Origin of the sequence: Nocardioides sp., from assembly GCF_004803405.1 — a bacterium.
In the GTDB taxonomy this organism is placed as follows: Bacteria; Actinomycetota; Actinomycetes; order Propionibacteriales; family Nocardioidaceae; genus Nocardioides; species Nocardioides vastitatis.
This window is the reverse complement of record NZ_SSXI01000217.1, coordinates 272-1,956: the sequence shown is the minus strand read 5'-3', so window position 1 is coordinate 1,956 and position 1,685 is coordinate 272. Positions and strand designations below refer to the sequence as shown.

Genomic DNA, 1,685 nt, shown 5'->3' with positions numbered 1-1,685 from the left:
GGGCGTAAACATTCAGCCGGTGTGCGCTGGGTGATCGATTCGGGCGTGTGGTGACGGCCGGTGACCGTGTTGGTCGTCGGCTGGCGAGGCGTCAGGCGCGGGCTGCGGGTGGGAGCCAGGTGGTTCCGGTGAACGCGTCCCGGAGCACGGTGAGGGGGTTGACCGCGTGCTTGGTGGCGGTGGAGAGCACGCCGCGGATCAGGTAGCGGTCCTTGGCCCGGTCGGCGTCGGTGAGCCGCCCGGAGATCTTTTCCTGGATCTTGGCAGGTCGCAGGTCGCGTTCGGCCTGGTTGGAAGTGGGCGGGATGCGCAGGTCGGTGGTGAAGCGCAGGAAGTCCTTCTCGCGCTCGCGGAGGGCCTCCAGCAGCAGGCGGGCCTTACGGGCGCCGGGCCGGTCGTCGTTGAGGTGCTCGGTGTGACCGAGGCCGATCCGTGCAGCGGCGCGCAGGCCACGGACTCCCAGGTCCTTGATCCGCTGGGGCAGCGAGGTCTCGCCGCGCATCCGGGCCTGGTTGGCGCGGTGGATCAGCTCGCGCAGTTCGTCGGCCAGCTGGGTGGGCCAGATCTCGTCGGGGTAGAGCTCGGCGGCGGAGGCGAGATCACGCAGGACATGGGCCAGGCACAACTGGTGGTTCAGCGCGCCCAACTGGGCGCTGTCGTAAGCCTGGTAGCGGTCATGAACAGCAACCGCGCCCGGTTCGAGGTCCGCCAGCACGGTCTGGCGGAAAGTACGCATCGAGCGGTCGCCGAGCAGGAAGTGGGTGTACAGGTCGGTGCAGGCGACGTGCAGGTAGCCCTTGGCTTCCTTCTTCCCCTCGGCGGGGGTAGAAGGTCCCACCTTGAGCGGGGTCTCGTCCGCGCACACCGCGAACGCGAGCGTGATCAGAGTGCGGATCGCGAAGTCGCACGTGGCCAGCGCCCGCGCCGCGCGCCGCAGCAGAGAGTGGACGAACCCGGCCGAGGGCGCGGCACCGGTCAGCGAGGCGAGGATCTCCACCACGCGGTGCACCGGCACGAAGTGGACGACCAGCAGGTAGACCGCGTAAGCGCGCAGATTCGGCCCGTACTCGATGCGGCCGACCCCGGCACCCTCAGGCCTGGAAGCGGTGTGCACCCGCCCGCAGCCGCAGGCCACCGCGTGCTGGTCGTACTGCACCACGCTCACACTGGCCAGCGGGATCTCATGTTGCTGATACCGGTCGGCTACGCCCAGACCGGCCGCCGCGTTCAGGTCGGCGCCGCACTCGCAGGTGCCCTCGGGATACCGGTCCTGGTGGTCGTCGAGTTCGCCTTCCTCCCGCCAGCGCAACGCGGTCCCCGACGCGCCGGGCTGTTTGCCCTTCGCCCGCCCGGAAGGCTTGGCACGGCGCTCCTTGCGCGGCGGCGTCCGACCGGGGTCGTCGTCCTTCGAGGACGGCATCGAGGAGTTGCCGCTGTTGCGCGACAGCAGGTGTTGCAGCCGGGCCAGCTCCGCCGCCTGCTGCTCGAACTTCTCCATCACCACAGCAAGTTGTGTGGCCATCGTCGTGATCTGCGCGTCCTGACGCCGGGCGAGCGCGACCAGCTCTTCCCGGGACAGCGACTCGAGATCGGACACGGCAAGATCCAACCACATCGCCGCCCGACCCGGATCACAGGCCGTCACCAGCAGCCCGAGGCGATCACGCTCCGATTACCCACTGAAG

Annotated in this window: 1 protein-coding gene; it reads right to left on the bottom strand. The window is 69.4% G+C overall.

The genetic code is table 11. The features are described 5' to 3' along the window. Positions 1–91: 91 nt before the first annotated feature. The gene (gene tnpC / locus E7Z54_RS14630; RefSeq protein WP_168798339.1) at positions 92–1,597 is read right to left on the bottom strand and encodes an IS66 family transposase; all 1,506 of its coding nucleotides are present in this window, start codon (positions 1,595–1,597) and stop codon (positions 92–94) included. Positions 1,598–1,685: the final 88 nt, after the last annotated feature.